The sequence below is a fragment of the Chryseobacterium sp. VD8 genome (assembly GCF_037149975.1).
Classification (GTDB): Bacteria; Bacteroidota; Bacteroidia; order Flavobacteriales; family Weeksellaceae; genus Chryseobacterium; species Chryseobacterium indicum.
The window spans coordinates 1-17,537 of the sequence record NZ_JBBCQL010000076.1 but is presented as its reverse complement, the minus strand read 5'-3'; the positions used below and the strand labels follow the sequence as shown (position 1 = coordinate 17,537).

General features: G+C 36.2%; 16 protein-coding genes. 4 read left to right on the top strand and 12 right to left on the bottom strand.

Annotated elements, in window-relative coordinates:
* Both WFK35_RS10555 and WFK35_RS10550 read right to left on the bottom strand, forming a co-directional pair.
* Positions 1 to 2,298 (bottom strand): DUF5916 domain-containing protein (locus WFK35_RS10555; RefSeq protein ID WP_336732612.1); only part of this gene is annotated, 2,298 nt, incomplete at its 3' end.
* Between the two features lie 116 nt (positions 2,299 to 2,414).
* A complete protein-coding gene (locus WFK35_RS10550) occupies positions 2,415 to 3,185 on the bottom strand; it encodes a DUF3108 domain-containing protein (protein ID WP_336732611.1) in 771 nt (256 codons plus the stop codon).
* Between the two features lie 156 nt (positions 3,186 to 3,341).
* Here WFK35_RS10550 and WFK35_RS10545 point away from each other — a divergent pair, with 156 nt between their 5' ends.
* Both WFK35_RS10545 and WFK35_RS10540 read left to right on the top strand, forming a co-directional pair.
* Positions 3,342 to 4,397, top strand: a complete 1,056-nt coding sequence (locus WFK35_RS10545) for an NAD(P)/FAD-dependent oxidoreductase (RefSeq protein WP_087707623.1) — start codon at positions 3,342 to 3,344, stop codon at positions 4,395 to 4,397.
* Positions 4,398 to 4,460: 63 nt separating this feature from the next.
* Positions 4,461 to 4,790: a 2Fe-2S iron-sulfur cluster-binding protein gene (locus WFK35_RS10540; protein WP_087707626.1), complete on the top strand. Its 330-nt coding sequence runs from the start codon at positions 4,461 to 4,463 to the stop codon at positions 4,788 to 4,790.
* Positions 4,791 to 4,875: 85 nt separating this feature from the next.
* Here the strand turns inward: WFK35_RS10540 and WFK35_RS10535 are convergent, their stop codons facing one another.
* Together WFK35_RS10535 and WFK35_RS10530 are read right to left on the bottom strand one after the other, a co-directional pair.
* Positions 4,876 to 6,777, bottom strand: coding sequence for a beta-L-arabinofuranosidase domain-containing protein (locus WFK35_RS10535; protein WP_336732610.1), 1,902 nt, complete (start codon positions 6,775 to 6,777; stop codon positions 4,876 to 4,878).
* A complete protein-coding gene (locus WFK35_RS10530; RefSeq protein WP_336732609.1) occupies positions 6,774 to 8,969 on the bottom strand; it encodes a GH92 family glycosyl hydrolase in 2,196 nt (731 codons plus the stop codon). The genes WFK35_RS10535 and WFK35_RS10530 overlap by 4 nt, the downstream gene beginning before the upstream one ends.
* A 103-nt stretch (positions 8,970 to 9,072) precedes the next feature.
* Between WFK35_RS10530 and WFK35_RS10525 the strand changes: the two genes are divergently transcribed.
* A complete protein-coding gene (locus WFK35_RS10525) occupies positions 9,073 to 9,915 on the top strand; it encodes an AraC family transcriptional regulator (protein WP_336732608.1) in 843 nt (280 codons plus the stop codon).
* A gap of 86 nt (positions 9,916 to 10,001) precedes the next feature.
* On the opposite strand, the gene WFK35_RS10520 is transcribed toward WFK35_RS10525, so the two are convergent.
* The 8 genes from WFK35_RS10520 to WFK35_RS10485 all read right to left on the bottom strand — a co-directional run bounded on the left by WFK35_RS10520 (position 10,002) and on the right by WFK35_RS10485 (position 16,638).
* Complete coding sequence (locus WFK35_RS10520) at positions 10,002 to 12,152, bottom strand: prolyl oligopeptidase family serine peptidase (RefSeq protein ID WP_336732607.1); 2,151 nt, start codon at positions 12,150 to 12,152, stop codon at positions 10,002 to 10,004.
* Positions 12,153 to 12,195: 43 nt separating this feature from the next.
* Complete coding sequence (locus WFK35_RS10515; RefSeq protein ID WP_336732606.1) at positions 12,196 to 12,777, bottom strand: TIGR00730 family Rossman fold protein; 582 nt, start codon at positions 12,775 to 12,777, stop codon at positions 12,196 to 12,198.
* 23 nt (positions 12,778 to 12,800) lie between these two features.
* Positions 12,801 to 13,100 (bottom strand): type II toxin-antitoxin system RelE/ParE family toxin, encoded by a 300-nt coding sequence (locus WFK35_RS10510; protein WP_214588742.1) that lies wholly within the window; start codon positions 13,098 to 13,100, stop codon positions 12,801 to 12,803.
* Entirely contained in the window at positions 13,084 to 13,317 is a 234-nt protein-coding gene (locus WFK35_RS10505) for a hypothetical protein (protein ID WP_336732605.1), read from the bottom strand. The genes WFK35_RS10510 and WFK35_RS10505 overlap by 17 nt, the downstream gene beginning before the upstream one ends.
* A 116-nt stretch (positions 13,318 to 13,433) precedes the next feature.
* Entirely contained in the window at positions 13,434 to 14,879 is a 1,446-nt protein-coding gene (locus tag WFK35_RS10500; RefSeq protein ID WP_336732604.1) for an aminoacyl-histidine dipeptidase, read from the bottom strand.
* Between the two features lie 84 nt (positions 14,880 to 14,963).
* A complete protein-coding gene (locus WFK35_RS10495; RefSeq protein WP_336732603.1) occupies positions 14,964 to 15,455 on the bottom strand; it encodes a hypothetical protein in 492 nt (163 codons plus the stop codon).
* Between the two features lie 92 nt (positions 15,456 to 15,547).
* On the bottom strand, positions 15,548 to 16,006 hold the full coding sequence (locus tag WFK35_RS10490; RefSeq protein WP_336732602.1) for a hypothetical protein: 459 nt from the start codon (positions 16,004 to 16,006) through the stop codon (positions 15,548 to 15,550).
* Between the two features lie 26 nt (positions 16,007 to 16,032).
* Positions 16,033 to 16,638 carry a hypothetical protein gene (locus WFK35_RS10485; RefSeq protein WP_214588746.1) on the bottom strand — a complete coding sequence of 202 codons (606 nt, stop codon included), beginning with the start codon at positions 16,636 to 16,638 and terminating at the stop codon, positions 16,033 to 16,035.
* Positions 16,639 to 16,814: 176 nt separating this feature from the next.
* On the opposite strand from WFK35_RS10485, the gene recR reads away from it, so the two are divergent.
* A complete protein-coding gene (gene recR / locus WFK35_RS10480; protein WP_076395741.1) occupies positions 16,815 to 17,429 on the top strand; it encodes a recombination mediator RecR in 615 nt (204 codons plus the stop codon).
* Positions 17,430 to 17,537: the final 108 nt, after the last annotated feature.

The following is a 17,537-nucleotide window of genomic DNA, read 5'->3' as shown; positions in this document are numbered from 1 at the left end:
CGAAAATTCAAGATAATTGGACGTGGCATTTCTGTACAATAATGTCAACTGGCTTCCCGGAGCAAACCACCACGAAAATCTCAGATCAACATTCCATGCATTATAGGTTCCGTTCAGGTTTTTATTAAAAGCATTGGTTTCTGTAAGACTTCCATCCTGATTTAATGCGTAAAACTGTTTATACGTAACATCCGAAAAATAATGTCTGAAAGTTAGCGTGAGAGCCATTTTTTCGTTAAAGGTATACTTTGAAGTCAGTGCATTTTCATAGGTATTTCGCTGCCTTCTTCCGATGAAAATATCAGTACTGTTTTTCCCTGCAAAACCTGTTTCATTATTGCTGAAACTCGGATTAAAACTCCAGTTTACATTAAATTTGTCTGAAAAACGGTAACGAAGTCCGAAATTGGTAAGAACCTGATTTCTTCCTTTTTCATCGTACGCATAATAATCGAAAGTGAAATTAAGCTGTAACTTTTTTCTGCTGTCGCTTTCAAACCAGATCCATGAATCGAAGTATTTGGGAACTTTCAGATGTCTCCCAAAAGTTCTGGGTTCGTAAATATCATTCTGGGCAAAAGGGGTAAATTCTATTCCTCCTCCGAAAACCCTGAAATTTTTATCGGTAAAACTGTTATTGTTATTAAAAATCAGATTCTGAAAAATAAACGGTTCTAATCTGTGATAGTAGTTCAGATTAAAATTCAGATACATATTATTGAATGTTTTCGTAGGCTGCAAAATTCTGTAACCGTACCACGCGTTGTAATTTCCGAAATTGGTTCTTGTAGAAAATCCTACATCATTAATGTCCCAGTCTTTTGTGGTTACATTTCCATTAATGTTGAAACGGTTTTTGCCTGAAATTTTTGCGAAGCCGAGTTCACCTTTAGTTCCGAATTTGGTTTCACCATCCATCACCCAGCTTCCTTTTAAACTTCCGAAAGTATTGTAGGTATTTTTTTTATTGTTGATGTCCCAGAGAATTCCCGTTGCATTGGCATCGCGGAAATCTCCGTCTCTGGTAACATTGGTATTTACCAAAGAAACAGAAGAATTTCCGTTGAATCGCTGATCAAAAACCAGAACATTGTAATTCGTCCACGGTTCTACCACCTCTCTTCTCACTTCTCCGGTTTCGTGGTTTAGAATGGTGGCTTCCATTTTTTGTGTTATCCCATTAAAAAAGCCGATTCCCAATCCTTTTTTTGTTCTTCCCGAAATTTTAAAAGCATTGAATAATTTTACTTTTGAAGGATATTCCGTTACTTCTTCATTGTCATTCGTTGTCGGATATCTCGAAGGCTGTCCGCCGACTCTTCTTGAATAAAACATTCCGCCTTTACTGAATAGTTCGGTTCCTTCGGTAAAGAACGTTCTCTGCTCGGAAAACTGTTGTTCAAATGGCGTTAAATTCAGAATTGAATTATCAAAATTTGCCTGTCCAAAATCAGGAATCAAAGTCATATCGAATGTAAAGGCGTCATTAATCCCATATTTCACATCCATTCCGCCGTTAACATTGGCGGTGGTTTTTCCGTCGAAGCTGTTCACATATGTTGAAAAATAAGGCGTAAAAGACAATCGGGTAGGAGGATTGATATTTTCGATTCCCTTTAAAACACCATCAAACAAAGTATAAGAATTTTTAGCATTATCCACAAAATTCCAGTCATACGAAGCTTTAATCCTCTGAATTCTTCGGAACATATTCATTCCCCATTCCTGCACATTGTTTTTCGGAAATCTTAACTCTGAATATGGAATTTTCATTTCTACCGCCCATCCTTTTTCGTTGATTTTTGCGCCGCTGTACCAGATAGAATTCCATGTATCATCTTCTCCGTCCGTCGTAATTTTTGCATCAAACTGAACGCCGGCTGCGGTTACCATAAATTCCAGACTCTGCTGTTTGTCGTTGTATCCGTTTAAAGTAACTCCGAAGAAATCATCATTTCCTACGCCGTCTCTTTCAGTGAGCTCTTTGGCAATTTTCTGAGGAGTAGGATCGTACATCTGCGCTCCGAAGTAAATTCCTGTATCATCATATAAAATTCTGACTTCCGTTCTGATAGAATCTGCCTGAAGTTTTCCGTTGTTGGGCTGTCTTTCTATAAAACCGGTAGCAACAGGAGCATTCCGCCATTCTGCATCATCCAGAATTCCGTCAATTTTGGGCGATGATGAGGTTTTTGTGATGACGATGTTTTTTCTGACAATCTGTACATCTTCCTTTTTCTGAGAATAGGTGAATAGAGAAGATAAAATAAAGCAAATTGTCAGTATATAAGTTTTCATATTTCAGTTCTTAATGTTTTAAAGAAGACAACCGAAATCTGAGATGTATTACATGACAAAACGAAAAAGTGTCTGCAAATTTTGCAGACACTTTATTTCTAGTGAGTTACGATGTTTTAATTTGTAAACTTTAGGGGATATTTTACATTTTTATATCCGTCGATACTTGCTTTTAAGGATCCGACTGCCAATTCGGCTTTTAATAAAATAGGAATGTGATTGGCGTCGTTGGAAACCCACATCGTTACTCCTTCTTTCTCTTTAAAAACCCTTCCGCTTTTCACAGACGGAATAATTTTTAAACAGTTAATTGTCCCGAATTTGGTATCCAGATTTTCAGTTCCCACTACTTTTAGCTGAAAAGGAAACATTTCATCATCAATCCAGACATTCATGTTGATTACTGTTCCGGTTTTCAGTTCAGCGGCAGTTTTACTTCTTAAATAGTAGAAGCACGAAAGCATATCCTGAACTCCTTTTACAGATTTTATCACTTTCGATCCGTTTGCCGGCGTTTTCTTATCCGTTAAAACCAATGTATTGTTGTCGTGATTAAAAGTAGTTTCCAGATGTTGTCTGTAGCTTCCTTCCCGCACATTTCTTACGTAAAAGCTAGGAAGTTCAGTCTGCATATTAATATAGCTTTCATAAAAATCTTCTACCTTAAAGAACGCTCTTACGGCTCCCGTTGTCTGTCCCGTTCCTCTTACATGAAGGTGAGGAGCGCCTTTGAAAGTGGTTTTCTGTGCCGTAAGATTAGCGGTACCGGCATTCAGAAATCCGTAATGGATTCTCAGCGTAATAGACTCTCCGTCTGCAATATTATCAATCTGTCCAAATCCCAGAATGAATACAAATATCGAAATAATACTTAAAAATTTCTTCATAATTTAAATTTTACAAAAACACTGCCAAATTCAATAACTTTGAAATATGAAATATATTTGACAAATCTCAGTTTTTTATTTAGACTGAATTAAATATGCTTCGCATTAAAATTAGTAAATTTGCGCTCACAAGTATAATTAAATTATCTTATAATTATGATAACGACGGATATATTGATCATAGGAGCCGGTCCCACAGGACTTTTTGCTGTATTTGAAGCAGGTTTATTAAAAATGAAGTGCCATATTATTGATGCACTTCCTCAACCGGGAGGACAGTTGGCTGAGCTTTATCCTAAAAAGCCTATTTTCGATATTCCGGGATATCCTTCTGTAAATGCGGGGGAACTTGTGGATAATTTAATGGAGCAGATCAAGCAGTTTCAGCCGGGATTCACTTTGGGAGAAACAGCGGTTTCTTACACAAAAGTGGATGATGAGTGGTTTGAAGTGATTACCAACAAAGGAACGGTTCACAGAGCGAAAGCAATTGCCATCGCAGGAGGTCTTGGAACTTTTGAGCCGAGAAAGCCTACGATTGAAAATGTAGCCGACTACGAGGAAAAAGGCCTTGAGTATTTCGTAAAAGAACCTGAACATTTCAGAAATAAAAAAGTAGTTATTGCCGGAGGAGGAGATTCTGCACTGGACTGGAGTATTTTCTTATCAAATGTGGCAAGTGAAGTTACTCTGATCCACAGAAGAAATGAATTCCGTGGCGCTTTGGATTCTGTAGAAAAAGTTCAGGATCTTAAAAATCAGGGTAAGATTAAATTAATTACTCCTGCAGAAGTTACAGCGATTAAAGGTGACGGAAAAGTAGAAGCGATTACGGTTGCTATTGACGGACAGGATCCTTACGATATTGAAACAGATTATTTTATTCCGTTATTTGGTTTAACACCAAAGTTAGGAGAAATCGGAAACTGGGGACTGAATATCGAGAAAAATGCGATCGTTGTAAACAATGCTTTGGATTATCAGACGAATATTGACGGAATTTATGCGATCGGAGATATCAATACTTATCCGGGAAAATTAAAGCTGATTCTTTGCGGATTCCATGAAGCTACTTTAATGTGTCAGAGTGTTTACAACAGACTGAATCCGGGTAAAAAATTCGTTCTGAAATATACAACGGTAAGCGGAGTAGATGGTTTCGACGGAAGCAGAAAAGAGGCTGAAAAGGCAGTTGTGAAAAAAATTGACTAATTTTGTTGTCTGTTGTTGAATATCAATTACCATTAACAATCAACTATTAACGATCAACAAAAGATGAGCGATATTAATATAAAAATTACCGATAGGGAAGGAGTTACACACGATGTTGTTGCGCCAACGGATATGTCCATGAATCTGATGGAAATCATCCGTTCTTATGAACTGGCGGAAGAAGGAACCATCGGAGTTTGCGGAGGAATGGCAATGTGTGCTTCATGTCAGGTTTATGTAACCAACGATCCGGGACTGGACGAAATGGGCGCAGAAGAAGATGCCATGTTGGGTGAAGCTTTCCATGTACAGGAAAACAGCAGACTGGGTTGTCAGCTGCATATTGTTCCAGAAATGGAAGGTCTGGAAGTAGAGATTGCTCCTTATCCTTAGAAAGATTTTAATTAACCATAAAATAAAAGCCTCCCGAAGATTTTCTTCGGGAGGTTTTGTTTTGTCAATGTGCTAAAATAAACTTTTAAAAGGTAACCTGTCTCAATATTGTTTTTCCAAAAGGGATAAGTTCCACTTTTTCGGGTTTATTATTGTTTTGGTTTATGAGTTCTGTGTATATTTTTCCCTGCTCATATTTTGTTTTTACATTATTTTTAAATGTATATCTGATGTTACTTTTTGGTTCATAAGTAAAATCTTTAAAAGTACCGAAGTAATTTCTGCCTGAAATTTCTTTTGAGTCTATCGGTAAAGCATACAGCAACGCTCCAAAAGTAAAATAACGGGCATTTGCAGGATCTGTTTTAATTTCTACTCTTGCTTCAAAAGAAAGGTCTACATAATCGTTGGTAGAAAATTCTCTATTGATGACAATGAAACCATTTTCAATTTGGAATTTCTCATTTGTATTTACTTTTTGTACCCAGTTTGGTTTTCTGATTTTTAAGGTAAATTTTGAAGTTTTTGTTTGGGTAATTTTAAACTTAAAATGATTTTGATAGGGATAATCCGTAATATTTTCGATCTGTATACTATTACCGGCAGCAGATGTAACTAAAATATTAGGCATTAAAAGTGCAGCTACAAAAGTTGTTTCATTTTCTTTCATCCACGAGTTTTGTACAAAATATGGAGAGATTCTTCCTGCATTAGGATTACAGCACACCGCAACATCTTGATGTGCAGGTGAATATTTATATCGGGTTTGTTTTCTGCCGGGTTCAGTTTCTCCGTTTTTGGTGCCTGACATTTCAAAAGAATTATCTGTTTTTAAATATGCTATGCAGGAATGATTGGGGTTTCTGGAACCTTGCGCGGCATTGTAAAAAGTGTTTTCAATTTTATCTCCGATGTCTGCGGAACCCGTCTTCTGAAAGAGCAGATTATAACTATCCAATAGTTCCTGTAAAGAGCAGTATTCATATCCGGTATGGGTGGCATCTGCATTTCTCTCAGCAATCCATTCATCACCAACCGCACCGCCGCTTATTGTCGTAACTTTATTTATTCTGTCAAGATAAGTGGCCAAAGCTTTATCAAAATCTCTATTCTGAGCAGCATATGTTGCAATGATTAAGGCTCTGAGATGTTCAAAAGTATGCACTCCGTGAGATTTTAAACGATAATTAATATTAAATATATTCTTTAACTGAGCATCTTCTTCAGATTGATAAGTATTGGAAAAATCATTGTATAAAAACAAAGAATAAGCTCTGTATTTCTCGTCTTTTGTATAAAAATACATTCGTTCCAAGACATCAGTAAAGGTTAATCCGTGAGATACACCTCCATTAAAGGTTTCTCCTGAACTGAACGGGCTTGATGCATAAATGGGATAATTCTGCATAACATTTTCTACCGCTTTTTCTACCGCTTTAAAGACTTTTTCATCTTTTGTAGCTTCATAATATGCCAAAAGACCTCTGTATAAGGTTGCTTTGGACCATAACTCTCCGTTTTCAGATTTAAATTGATAGCGCAGATCTTTATCATAAATTCCTAAATATCCGTCTTCATCCTGAGTGGCGAGAATATTTTCGACATATTTTCTTATCTTCTCCGTCCCGTTTTTATCATTCAATAAGATTGCATTTCGAAGATAGCCATCCCACCAGTTCGATTGTGTCTCGCTGTTCCACCATTTATACTGATCGTCACCTTCGGCGTCGCCGGATTTCAGATTTCCGAGATCTTTTGCTTTGGAATGCTTCTGTAGTCTGCCTTTCCCATAAATAGGATCATTCATTAATTCCGGAACTATTACATCCAGATTACCAACAAAACCATCAATATCTTTTTGCATTTGCGCTTGAAGCCAGCCTGTTGGTTTTACGCTGCCAAATGGCAAAGGAATAAACTTTTCCGAGATTTGCTGTGCATTTAAGTACATGGCGAATAATAAGAGGAATATTAATTTTATTTTCATTTTTTTGTCATTTCAAAAGTTAAATTACCTCCATTGATGATTTCCTGAAAGGTAATATAATGTTTATCTATTTTTTTTCCGTTTAATAATCGAATGTCATTATAAATGTTTTCTTCGGAAAAATTATGAGCTTCTACGGTAAATATTTTGTTTCCCGGTAAAAGCAGTTTTGCTTTTTTAATTTGTGGGCTTCCGAATACAAACTCTCCGCTTGCAGGATTTACGGGATAGAATCCCAAAGTGGATAGAATATACCAGGCACTCATCTGTCCGCAATCGTCATTACCAATCATACCATCGGGAGTATTATTGTGAAATTCGTTAATTACATGATGAATATAGCTTTGCCCTTTTTCAGGTTCGTTACTGAATGCATATAAATAAATAACGTGATGACTGGGTTCATTTCCGTGCGCATATTGCCCGATCATCGCTTCCTGACCAAGAAACTTATCGGGATTCGGAGTATTTGTCGTAAAGAATTCATTCAGTTTTGCTGTCAATTTTTTCTTACCTCCTAAAAGTGAAGTTAAGCCCTGAATATCAAATTGTGCGGGAGTCCAGAAATATTGCCACGCATTGGCTTCAGTATAATCCCCCGGATTATTCAGTGGTGAAGTCGCAGTTAACGGATTAAAAGGGGTGCGCCAATTTCCCTTGCTGTCTTTTCCTCTGAAAAATGTAGTTTCAGTATCAAAAAGATTATGGTAGTAATGGGCTCGTTGAGAAAAAGTTGCAGCAATTTCATCTTTTTTAAGTTTTTTAGCCATATCCGCTACACACCAGTCATCGTAAGTGCTTTCCAGCGTACGAGAAACAGATTCATTATCTAATTTATCAAAAGGATAATAACCATATCGGTTGTATAATTCCCAATCGGAATTTATATGCGGTTTTGTAGATGTTTCAACCATTGCCTCAAGTGCTTTTTCAGCATTAAATCCTCTGAAACCATTATTGTAGGCAGATAAAATCATTGGGATAGCATGATTACCGATCATGCAGTAGTTATCTTGTCCCCATGCAGTCCATATTGGTAAAAAACCTTTGTGTTGATGATGAGTAAGCATAGTCTGAATGATTCCGTTAATTTTTTCCGGTGCTACAATTTGCAGCAAAGGGAAAGCCCCGCGATAAATGTCCCAATTGGAAAGTGTTGAATAATATTCTTTCTGATGTGAAATGGCAATTTTATCATCCGAGCCGCGGTATTGTCCGTCCACATCTGCGATATTAGAAGGCTGCAATAGCAGATGATACATGGAAGTGTAAAATATTTCCTTCTTCTTACTATTTGCTTCGATTTGTATTCTGTTTAAATAATTATCCCATGAAGCAATATTTTTTTCATACACCTTGTTAAAGTCCCAGTGCGGAATTTCAGCATTCAGATTACGTTTTGCACCTTCTACAGATACTGAGGACAGCGCAATTTTAACCTTTAATGTTTTATCATTTCGAAGGTCAAAGTCTAGAAGATACTTCGGTGCTTTATCATTGCTGTTTTTATTTAAAAATTTACTTTTTGTAAAGGACTGATCAAAAGTAATAGTGAAAAAGTAAGTTCGGTTTACCCAGTTTTGGGTTGTGCAATATCCGGAAATCGTATTATTGTTTTCAATGTTTATATCACTTTTTACTACCAGATTCTTTTGGTTGGCTTCATCAAACACAAAACGCAAGCCATGCTGCAGATCTACCAAAACCTGCCCTTCAGTTTCAGGAAAAGTATATTGATGAAAAGCCACTCTTTCCGAGCAGGTAAGTTCTACTTTTACATCATCTTTTTTAATAAGGGAGTAATAGCCGACTTTGCCTTTCTCAGTTTCTTTTTTATATAAATTTTTCAGTTTTTCCTTTTTGGGATTAATCGGAAGCAGCAAAATATCTCCCATTTCATTAATACCTGTCCCGCTGAAACGGGTTTGTGAAAATCCCATCAGCAAAGTATCTTTATATTGATATCCGCTTGTGTGGTTCCAGCCGGAATCTTTGTTGTCCGGACCGGGCTGTACCATTCCGAAAGGCATTGAAGGACCGGGAAAGGTATGTCCGGTGCCGTCCGTTCCGATAAAAACATTTACAAAACCTGAGTTTTTCTGAGCGGATAGATTCTGTATGTTTATTACTGCTGTAATGATTATTGCGAATATTTTTATTCTCATAATGTATTCCGGTATTATTCCTTTCAAAAATATTAATTAAGAATTGTAGGAATTAATGTTAAATTGTTTTATTCTGATATTATATTGAATTATTTTTGTAAAATATTAATACTATAAGTCAATATTATCTGTGAAAGCCATTCTGGAAAATATTAAATTAAATAAAGGAAATTCAAGTTTTTATGCATACCGTTTTCAGACATCTGTTTTTGAATTTAAATGGCATTATCATCCTGAATATGAATTAACGTATATTTTAAAAGGAAAAGGGCACAGGATTGTAGGAAATACCTACGAATATTTTAGTGATGGCGATCTGGTTTTATTGGGAGGTAATCTGCCGCATACATGGTCCGGAAAATTAAAGGCTGATCTCTCTTCGGAAGCTATCGTCGTTCAGTTTTCTAAAGAAATTCTTGCTTCCTTTTTGGAACTGGATGAATGTAGGGCAATTAAAAAGATGCTTGAAATTTCATCCAGAGGGCTTAGTTTTTCCGCGCATGAAAATTTAATTTCAAAACTGATAAGTATAACTGAAAATCAGGGGGTTGAGAGAATTATGAAGCTGATTTCAATTTTGAATGATTTGTCAGAAATGGAGTATCGGATAATTGCTTCTGACACTTTTCATCATGTAGTTTCGAAAAAGAGCGAACTCAGAATCAATAAAGTCTGCCTCTTTATTCAGAATAATTTTTATACCAAGATCACTCTGAAGCAGGTTGCTGAACTGGTTTATATGACTGAAAGCAATTTCTGTAAATTCTTCAAGAAGGCAACAGGGAAAACGTATTCTGATTATTTAAATGAAATCAGAATAAATGAAGTCTGCCGGTTGTTGACCCAAACAGAAAATTCTGTCAGCCAAATTTCTTTTGAGTGCGGATTTGAAAGTCTAAGCTATTTTAACAGAGTTTTTTTTAATAAAAAAGGAATAACGCCTTCTGCATACAGGAAAGCAGCTTCATTCTGATTATTTTTTAATAAAGCTCATTTACATTTTTTTATAGCCTGAATTTTGAAATTCTGTTTTGCCTGATTTTCGTATGCTTTAGATTTTTACTTTACAGGCTGAAATTTTGGATGCCCCACCTGCCATAAAGCAAACGAATAAATATCGGCATATTCTTTAAAAACAACGTCAAAATCACTGGTGAAATGTCCGTTTTCATAATTTACATACAGCAAAACAGGTTTTCCTGAACCGGAATTTTTTTGCAATATGGCTGCAAATTTTCCGGGTTCCCAAGGTTCAACTCTGGAGTCGTTCATTCCGGTGCGGATAATTACAGCGGGGTATTTTATTCCAGCTTTTACTTTACTCTGGGCATCCATTTCAAGGAGGTTTTTAGTGTCTTCTTCATCTTTTAAAGTTCCTATTTCCGGAATTTGATTAGGACCATTCGGTGTAATCTCAGAACGGATGGCATTGGTCATTCCTACTTCTGCAATAGCAACGGCAAATAGATCAGGTCTTTCCGTAATGGCTCTTCCAATGAGTACTCCGCCCATACTTACACCATTCCCAATGAGTTTTGAAGATGAGGTGTATTTTTGGGAGATCAGATATTCAGAACATGCAATAAAATCTTTCCATGTATTCGGTTTTTTTGCCTTCATACCGTCTTTATGCCAGTTTTCACCTTTTTCACCTCCTCCTCTTACGTGGGCTATTGCCAATACGACGCCCTGTTCCAAAAGCACGGAAAGTCTTGTTGAGAAACGGGGCTCATATGAAAATCCATAACCGCCATAACCTGTAATATAAGCAGGATTACTGCCATCCATTTTTATATTTTTAGGATAAATAACAGATAGCGGAACCATAACGCCGTCGTGGCTTTTTACTTCCACCTCTTTTACGTTGTAAAGTGTGCTGTAATCCGGATATTTTGTTTCTGAATTAAGGTATTTACTTTTTACGATATCTTCTTTTTCAGGGTTGTATTCGTAGGTCGTTAATGGAGTCAGCCAGTTAACGTTGTTACAGAATATGTTGTCATTTTCTCTTTGGTTGAGAGATAATGAACTGTTAACCCCGGTTGGAAAATCAATTTTCTTTCCGGCAAGCGTATTTATATTTACCTGATATTTATCTCTTACAATACCATCTCCTAAAGAGTAATAAAGATAGTTTTTAGAATTATGAATGCTTATGATTACTTTATCCTTACTTTCCGGAACTACAGTTTTAGCTTTATCAGGGGCAGGATTTGATAAGCTTGTGAGAGTAATTTTATAATTGGGTGCATCTTTATGAGTCAGTAGAAATAATTTGTCGCCGGAAATAAATACATCAGTAATATCGTCTGATGGTTTTACGATTTGTTTCCAGTTTATTTTTTTATTTTTTAATTCAGAAAAAGGTGCAACAAATATCGGACTTTCAGATTTTACAGAACTTAATCTTAAAACAATATTTTTATAGTCATCGGTAAAATAAATTGAAGGAAACTGTTCTGTTAAAGCATTCAGTTCCGGATAATCTTCTCTGGATGCTAAGACCTTGTCAGCTTTTGTGTCGGTTCCAATCACATGAAGCATCGCTTTCATGTCTTTTAGAAGCATATTGCTGCTTGGATCTGCGGTACTCATTTTTGTATAAAGAATAGCTTTATCATCGGGCGTAAATTCAAAAGCAAATTCACTCCAGATAGGACCGATTTCATCCTTTAAAAATTTCTTTGTGGATAGATCAAAAATTCTTAAATCGCAGATTTCTCCCCCTGCTTTTGATAGTAAAATGGCAATTTTCCCCGCTTTCGAGTCAAGTACAAAATTGGTGATTTGTGTATTTTTGCCAAGCGTTTCAGGATCAAAAATCAGCGATTCTTTTCCTGTTGCAAGATCTCTTGAATAAAGCTTAGAAAGATTTTCGCTTTTTTTAGTCTTTGTGTAGAAATAGGTGTTTCCTCTTTGATAGATGACGTCGAAAGAATCACCGTTCATTTCCTGTACTTCTTTCATGCGTCTGTAAAGATCTTCACGGTGCGGAATTTTATCAATCACGGTATGGCTGAAATCAGACTGAGATTTGAACCATTTTTTTACTTCCGGATTTTTGGTGTCTTCCAGCCATCTGTAATGATCTGTGATTTTTGTACCAAAATAATCATCCACCACCGCTTTTTCAGGAGTTGACGGATATTGGTATTGCGCAGATATTATCTGACTTAGAAATAATCCTGCTGAAAGAAATATACTTTTCATGGTTGAATTTTTTAGACAATTAAAAGTCTGTAATGTAAATATACTAAACTTCCTCCCTCGAAATCCATTTTCCAACATTCGGAGCCTGATAATTTTTCATCATTTCCAGTAATTCTTCAATATTTTCACAGATTAAAAGCATCTCACGGTTAATCTGCTTTAAAAATCCTTTTTCCACCATTGTTTCCACAAGCCTGATCAGATCGTCATAAAATCCGTTGATGTTTAAAATTCCAATCGGTTTTTTATGAAGTCCCAGTTGCGCCCAGGTTATCATTTCAAAAAATTCTTCCATTGTTCCGTAACCTCCCGGAAGAACAATAACGCCGTCGCAAAGTTCATTCATTTTGGTTTTTCGCTCATGCATGGTTTCCACCAGAATTAATTCTGTCAATTGTTTGTGAGCAATTTCTTTGGATTGTAAAAAGCGGGGAAGGACGCCGGTTACTTTTCCGCTTTCATTCAGTGCTCCGTCTGCAACAGCGCCCATTAAACCAACATCTGCGCCGCCGTAAATAAGCTGAATTTTTTGTTTTGCCAGAGTTTCACCAAGCAAAGCTGCCTGTTCTTTGTAAATAGATGCAGAACCGAAGCTGGATCCGCAGAATACGGTGATGCTTTTCATGATTAACAATTAAAAAAACTGAATTAAATTTTTCTTTTTTGAGGGGACTGTCTGTTTGAAAAGAATGATAAAATTTCCACGCTGCCATTGTTTACGCGGTAATACATGGTGTTAAATTCCAGAATAACCAGTTTGTGAATATTTTTGCTTTCGGATATGGGAAATATGAAAGGATTTTGAGATATAATTTCAATTAAACTTTCAATTTTTTGAACAAGCTTTTTAATTTCTTTATCCGTAAAATGAAGTTGAAGATATTCTATTGTCTGTTCTAATTCCTCTAAAGCATTTGGGGTCCAGAGAATATTATAACCATTTTCCATATAACTTTCTGGCTTCAGAATGAGATTTTAGTTCATTATTATCCGCTTCAGAAATTCCTTTTTCAATTGATTCTTTTTCTTCTTCCGAAATTAAACTCCACCAGTCTTTAGTCTCCTCTTTCCTGAATTGAATCAGTTTTTTGATAACAGAAGCATCCTCCAATGTTGACAGCCATTGAATTAATTCAAGTTTTTCATTGAGTGTCTGTATGTTCATACTATGGATTGTTTATTCAAAGGTATAACTTTTTGATAACAATTGAGAAAGATTGGGAACAAAAAATATCCAAAATCAAAACGACTTTGGATATTCAATATAGCAATTTTACAATTTTATTTCTGAGGAATATTCGCTAAAATATCTTTCAGGAAACTCCAGAATTTCTGTGCTGAAGGAATATTTGCCTTTTCATCCGGAGAGTGTGCGCCGCGAATGGTGGGTCCGAAACTTACCATTTCCATTTCAGGATAATTGGCTCCGATGATTCCGCATTCCAGACCTGCATGACAGGCTACAACGTGAGGTTTTTCGCTAAATTTATCAACGTAGATCTTTTCCATCAACTGAACGATTTCTGATCCCGGTTTTGGTTTCCATCCCGGATAAGAACCGCTAAAAACGGTATTCATTCCGGCAAGTTCAGCAACCGATTTTAACTGTTCTGCCACTGAATCTTTAGATGATTCTACTGATGATCTGGAAAGATTTAAAATTTTTAATGCACCGTCTTTTAATTCAACTCTTGCGACGTTGTTGGAAGATTCTACCAGATCTTTTACATCCGGACTCATTCTGTACACTCCGTTATGAAGAGATTTCAACGTTAAAATAATCTTTCTGGAATCTGCTTCCGAAATCGCTTTCTCTGAAGTTGTCGTGTTTTCAATATTGATCTGAAGACCGGCTTCAATGCTTGCAAACTCGTCTAAAATTTCTTTTTTAAGACCATTTGTCACTTCTTCGATAAATTCCTGAGCATTTCTTACGGAAGCAACAGCAACGGCTTCTCTCGGGATGGCATTTCTCAGTCCGCCTCCGTCAATAGAAATCAGCTGAATGTTTTCTTTTTCCAAAGCTTTATAAAGAAGTCTTCCCAAAATAACATTTGCATTTCCGAAGCCTTTGTGAATATCCATTCCGGAATGCCCTCCTTGAAGTCCTTTCACTTCGAATCTCACGATTTGTCCTTTTGCGTCTTCGGTTTCGTAGTTTTGAGAAATGGTAACATCAATTCCTCCGGCGCAGCCGATATCGATTTCGTCATCTTCTTCGGTATCAAGATTCAGAAGGATATCTCCGGTTAACTGTCCCGGTTTCAGACCTAAAGCTCCCGTCATTCCTGTTTCTTCATCAATGGTAAAAAGAGCTTCCAAAGCAGGGTGCGGAATATCTGAACTTTCCAGAATAGACATGATTGTTGCTACTCCTAAACCATTGTCGGCTCCCAAGGTGGTTCCTTTTGCTTTTACCCAGTCTCCATCGATTTCCATTTTGATTCCTTCTGTTTCAAAATCAAAATTTACATCATTGTTTTTTTGGCAAACCATATCCAGATGCGATTGCAAAACCACAGATTTACGGTTTTCCATTCCCGCTGTTGCCGGTTTTTTGATGATTACATTTCCTACTTCATCAACGGTGGTTTCCAGTCCTAGTTTTTCACCGAATTCTTTGATGAAAGCAATTACTTTTTCTTCTTTTTTTGAGGGTCTTGGAACCGCATTCAATTTGGAGAAATTTTTCCAGATAATCTGCGGTTCTATGTGAGATAGCTCCATGAAATTTATTTTTATCAAAATTACGAAATAAAAAATGCTCCCGATCATTCAGAAGCATTCTTTTTTATTGTTTCAGGCAGATTTTTAGCATCCGCATTCTCCGTAAACAGGTAGGGTGACAACCGTTCCGTCCGGTTTTTCAATCGTAAGCGTACCTTCAAAAAGCAAAGCTTCTTCGCCTTTTATTTTTTTACCTTTTACTGAGATTTTATAGTCGTTGCTTTCAATTTCCTTACTCAGCTCTTCATCTACTTCCATATCACTTGAAGAGATCAGACTCATTGCCAGTCTTTTTCCGTCCAGCTTCATATAGGCTGTTTTTCCGGCATCATCTGCATAAATGTACTTTTCGTTTTCAAAATCCGACTTGCTTTTTGCAAAATAGCATGAACATTCCTTAATTTCTTTTGGAAAAGGAAATGGATCAACGGCAATACCTGTTTTCTGTGCATCTGTTGTTACAGAATCCTGAACTACCGTTACAGAATCTGTTTTTACCGAATTGGAAACTGTTTCTTTATCCTTTTTACAGGCAACCAGAAGGAAAGCCGAAAAGAAAATGATTACATATTTCATCGTGTATTATTTAATTTAACCTAAATTTTCGAAACTTAAAGGTAAGGAAAATTTAATGTATTGATTTTTTGATAAAATTTAGCTTTTTAAAATCATTCATATTTCATTCCGAATTCATCGATTTTTTTCAAAATGATGCTAGTCCAGTCTGTTTCATCCGGTGAAATGATAATGGTTTTAAATCCGAATTTTTTTCCTTCCATTTCAACTCCGGCAGAATCATCAATATGAATATCTATGCCAAATTCCGGAGGGAATTTAGAGACATTTTTGCCTTTCTTTCTTACTTTTTTGTTATGCATTTGCTGATTGATAATAAAATCAACCGGAATACTGTAAGATAGAAACATCAGCTTAATTTTTAAAGTACTCCTGTAAGAAGTTGTATAAATATAAATTGTATGTTTTCTGTCTCTTAGTGCTTTAAACAAGGCAACTGTTCCGGATCGAATCCTTTCGCAACCGATAATTTTAGCCCAAAAAGTCTCTTTTTCCAAAGGAAATCTTTGAAGGGAAATAACGGTATCGTCCAGATCAAAAGAAATTGTCACGGGTAAAAATCGGGTAAATTTTGATGTTATCCTCTCGCTCTTTCAAGCAGCGTCATCATAAGCAATGAAAGAATTACGAGACTTTCTTCTTCGTCATCAATATCAACCAGTCTGTCCAATTGAAATCTTCTTCCGAAGAAAGACGGCATTTTTTTCAGTTTAAAGTACGCTTTTCCGTCCATTCCGGCTACGGTGTAAGAAGGGTTTAGGAAATATCCGGTAAACATACCGATCACAGGGATTTCGCTTACCATTCCGTCCAGAAACTTTGTCCATGCATTGTCTTCTGTGATGGTAAAGCGTTCTTTATCATTACTGTCCAGAATGTTATAAGTAGATTTCCAGAAAGAACGCATCCCTTTTCTTGCCAGTCTTCCGAAGCTTCTTCCGGTCGCTATTTCAGTTAAAGAATAAGAGGCATTGAAATCAAGCCATCGATCGGCTTTGATTCTGAAAAGTTCTTTAGATTTACTTTCGTCATTAAAGATGATTACATCTTCTTTCAGTTTGAACATTTTCTGACGCACATAAGCGACGTAATTTCCGTTTTTGTCTGTAATATTAAAATCACTTGCCAGTGTAGAAATTTTGAATTTAAAATCCAGCGGATAGTTTAAATTGTTAAGAATCATTTAGTTTTATTTTCAAGTTATTATTTAGAGAACCAAATATAAGGTTTTTAATCTGAGCTCAGAAAACCGGAACGAAAAAAGGATGATTATTAAGAAGAATTAAAATTTATTTTTCAGATCCCAAACAAGAAATGAGCGGATGGTAAACTGTCAACAATTATCATTATTTTTGTTTTATGGATTACCCTAGTAAAGTTTTAGCGAAAGCAGTGGATGAAATTGCCGGATTGCCCGGTATCGGAAGAAAAACAGCTTTGCGTCTGGCGTTACATTTATTGAAACAGCCCAATTCCAGAGCAACAAGCCTTGGAAATTCCCTCATTAACCTCGTGAACGAAATAAAATACTGTAAAGAATGTCACAATTTTTCGGATTTTGAAATTTGTGAAATCTGCAGCAACGAGAAGCGAAATGACGAGGTCATCTGTATTGTGGAAGATGTACGCGATGTAATTGCTATTGAAAATACAGGAAAATATACAGGGAAATATCTAATTCTGGGGGGTAAAATTTCTCCGATGGAAGGAGTAGGACCTAATCAGTTGAACATTCCGAGTATCGAAAAAAAACTGAATGACGGAAAAGTGAAGGAGTTTATTTTTGCTTTAAGCGCAACGATGGAAGGGGATACCACAGCATATTATATTTACAAAAAGTTTAAAAATTTTGAGGTAAACTTTTCCAGCATAGCAAGAGGAATTTCTGTAGGAGATGAGCTGGAATACGCAGATGAAATTTCTCTGGGAAGATCGATTATGAACAGACTGCCTTATAATGAAGGAAATTCTTAAAACTAATATTCTTCATGGAAGCTGCATTTTCAAATATCCCAATATCAGAAAAACTGAAAACCTACAGTCTGGTCTGTATTTATCTTGCTGTAAATTCTCTTTTTATCA